This window comes from Succinivibrio sp. (genome assembly GCF_045124615.1).
GTDB lineage: Bacteria > Pseudomonadota > Gammaproteobacteria > Enterobacterales > Succinivibrionaceae > Succinivibrio > Succinivibrio faecicola.
This window is the reverse complement of record NZ_JBGVMC010000216.1, coordinates 1-3,489: the sequence shown is the minus strand read 5'-3', so window position 1 is coordinate 3,489 and position 3,489 is coordinate 1. Positions and strand designations below refer to the sequence as shown.

Sequence of the window (3,489 nt, the reverse complement as noted above, 5' to 3'; positions counted from 1 at the left end):
TGTCCCTTGCTCGGATTGATATCGATAAGAACTGGGACGCAGATGCCTTTTCAGGAGCATATTGCGTTTTTATTCTGTTCCTGAAAGCTATATTATACACTTTAAAAAAAGAAAATGGCGATCATTATTTTTTTTATGTGCTATTGACAGCTATCTTTACTCAATTATCTATTCTATGTCTGAATAAATATGCTGCAATTGAGAATGTTATTACACCAAGAATTAAAAGAGGGATCAGGAAGTTTAGAATATCTAAGATCCCTTTTGCCTCAAGATAAATATTCCAGATTGCATAAATACCATAATGAACAGGATTCATTTTAGCAATGATTCTAAACCAGTCAGGCATTCCATCTATTGAGGTTAAAAGTCCTGATGTAAGGATAAGTACAAGACAGCAGGAGAAACCAGAAATAAGTGCCTGCATGGTGGTTTTACACAGTGTGGAAATTGCAAGTCCAAGACCTACAATTGCAAGATCAAAAAGAACAATCAAGAAGAGCAATGAGCATACAGCTCCTTTAATTTCTATTGCAAAATAGAAGTTACATATCAGAATAAGAATAATTGACTGTACAGTTGCTATAGCTACAGGTGCAATAGCTTTTCCAAGTAAAAGTTCATATGTTTTAGATGGAGTCATAAGCATCATGTCATATGTTCCATCTTCTTTTTCTCTGCAGACACTTAAAGCAGAGAGCAAGAGAACCTGAATTACGGATAATCCAAGGCACATTCCTATAAGGATAGTATATCTTGTATAGTTGTTTGGATTGAACAGATATCTGAAGTTTAGAATACTGTTTTTACTGTTATTCTCATCAATAATTTGTGTTACATATGACGCTGCTGTATTAGCAGAAGCTGTATTTCTTGCATCAGTTAGAATATCTATATTTTTAGTTTTAGAAAAGTTTTCTGGTATATAAATGCCTAATAATGCCTCCTGAGAATCTATTTTATCTGTCAGGCAATGCATATCATTACATACAGCTATCTGCTCAAATTTAGGAGTATGCTTGATCTTCATTAAAAGAGAAAAAGCCTCTTTTGAATTATCCTGGCAGTATAGAGCATATGGAACATGTTCAAGGTGATATGATGCACCGTAGCCGAAAATAAAGCACTGAACAATGATTGGAGCAAATAGGATCACTCTTGAGCTCTTATCCTTGAGAATGGTAAGAAACTCTTTAACTATCAGTGCATATATTCTCAGTAAACTCTCTTCAATTACAGCTTTCATTTGCAGTCCTTTTTAACCTGTCTTACAGTAAGTGCAATGAGAATAACTGCAATAGTAAACTGCAACAGAATATTAAACATTATATATAGGCTTTGACCTCCTGAGAGAAACAGAATTCTCATTGCCTTCACCTGATAGGTTGGAGGTAGAATATGGCCTATAAAAGAAATAATTGGTGTTACTGCTCTTAGATCGAATATGAGACCTGATAACATAACAGCAGGAAGAAAACCGATTACCACTGCTATCTGAGCACAGTTGAACTGACTTTTTATTTTTGCAGAAAGAAATATACCAAAGCACAGCATTTCAAAGGCATATACAAACAGTGAGACAAAAGACAGAATAATGCTTCCGCTTATAGGTGTTTTATACAGCCACTGTCCTGTTACAAGAAGTATGAAGATAGAAAAAACAGTTAGCACATAGTAAACGATAATTTTTGATAGAACAATTTCTGTAGCACTTGCATTTGTGGCACACAGTGTTTCAATGGTTTTTCTATCCCACTCTCTTGATATTACAAAGCTTCCAAGGAACATGCACAAAAGAGTCAGAATACTTACATAGTGGCCGGACATTAAGAACCAGACTGATTCGTTAGCCTCATTGAACATATTCCTGATATTTACGCTATATCCACTAGTACTCAAACCAGCCTTTGTAAAGGCGCTTTTTATTGTCTGGTTGATATAGTTAAGAGAAATTGATGCAAGCTGTGATTCAACTCCGTTTAGATAAACTTCAATTTCAATTCCAGGAGAAATATCTTTCTTTTTACCACCTCTGATATGTATAAGTACCTTGAAGTGTTCATCTTTGAACATTTCATTTGCTTTAATAAAATCAGGGGTATTTTGTGTAACAAAATAATCAGAGAGTAAAAACTCTTTTACAATTCTGTCAGTAAGCGAGTTCTGCTCTTGAGTAACAATGCATACAGATACAGGTTTAATCTCCATTCTGATGGCACTGCCGTAGATTAATACTAGTAGCAAAGGAAGAGCAAAACAGAGTATGAATACAGATTTATCCTTTAAGATCTGCAGATACTCTTTGTAAATCAGAATTGGAAGATATTTAAGCTTGTTCATTTTCATCTTCCTTGTCACGGTTGTGCTCTATAAGCTCTACAAATGCCTGCTTTACACTAATTCTCTTTCCATTCTTTGTACATGTTTCATCAGGAGTTCCTAAAATCAGGATCTTACCTCTATCCTGAATCAGGAAGTTGTCACAGTATTCAGCCTCTTCCATAAAGTGTGTAGTTACAATGACACTTGTACCATAAGATGAAAGCTCAAGGACTTTATCAAAGAATTTTCGTCTTGCAAGAGGATCTGCTCCTGATGTAGCCTCATCAAGAAAGAGTATTTTGGGATGGTGTAAAAGAGCACAAGCCATAGAAAGCTGTCTTTGAACACCAAATGGAAGTTCACCACTTTTTGTGTTCAGGAATTTTTCTAAAGAGAAATCCTTAACGATTTTTTCAATTCTCTTCCTTTGAACATCTCTTTTAAGACCATAGCTTCTAGCAAAGTATACAAGATTCTCTTTTGCACTAAGATTCTGATATAAGGAGAATTTCTGAGAAACATAGCCTATGGTTTTTCTTGCATCGTTCTTAGCTTTAGACAGATCAAAACCATTCACAAGAATCTCACCTTCAGTCTGGGTGAGCAAACCGCATATCATTCTAAAGGTAGTTGTCTTACCAGCACCGTTTGGTCCTAAAAGGCCGAAGATTTCACCTTTTTTAACGTTGAAACTGGATTTTTCTACAGCTACAAAGTTTCCGAATTTCTTTTTAATATCCTTAACCTGAACCACAATGTCATCTGATTTTTGAAAATTCATGTTCTTTATAAAGTCTGGCTCTACAAAAACATGGTTCTTCATGCCATAGCAGATATATACATCCTCAAGAGAGCATTCTCTTTTCTTAAGGATGAAATCTTTTTTTATATTCTCATGAAGAAAATCAATTAAATCCTCTTTATGAGTATTCTCTTTTACTGTCAGATTTATCTGTCCAAGTCTTGGATTCAAATCGATGATAGGGGAGTTTTTTATATATCTAGATGTAAGAGGAAATATATCTCTGATATCAGGCTTTTCATTTTTGGAAAATTCAAGAGTATATGTCTGATTGACAACTTTAGAACAAAGATCTGTTGTCTCTCCTTTTAATATTACCTGTCCATCTTCAAGGATTAGAGCGTAGTCTGATGTAGCAGCCTCAT

Annotated in this window: 3 protein-coding genes; all 3 read right to left on the bottom strand. The window is 34.8% G+C overall.

Features of this window, described 5'->3' with window-relative positions; genetic code table 11:
- Positions 1 to 160: 160 nt before the first annotated feature.
- Positions 161 to 1,246, bottom strand: coding sequence for an ABC transporter permease (locus tag ACJML3_RS05735; protein WP_406021408.1), 1,086 nt, complete (start codon positions 1,244 to 1,246; stop codon positions 161 to 163).
- Complete coding sequence (locus ACJML3_RS05730; protein ID WP_406021406.1) at positions 1,243 to 2,340, bottom strand: ABC transporter permease; 1,098 nt, start codon at positions 2,338 to 2,340, stop codon at positions 1,243 to 1,245. Before ACJML3_RS05730 ends, ACJML3_RS05735 begins: the two co-directional genes overlap by 4 nt.
- Positions 2,327 to 3,489, bottom strand: a 1,163-nt coding sequence (locus ACJML3_RS05725; RefSeq protein ID WP_406021404.1) for an ABC transporter ATP-binding protein, incomplete at its 5' end; no start/stop codon positions are given. The genes ACJML3_RS05730 and ACJML3_RS05725, both read right to left, overlap by 14 nt.

Coding starts and splice junctions, on each gene's coding strand:
- ACJML3_RS05730 (WP_406021406.1), bottom strand. CDS start 2,340: ATGAACAAGCTTAAATATCTTCCAATTCTGATTTACAAAGAGTATCTG.
- ACJML3_RS05735 (WP_406021408.1), bottom strand. CDS start 1,246: ATGAAAGCTGTAATTGAAGAGAGTTTACTGAGAATATATGCACTGATA.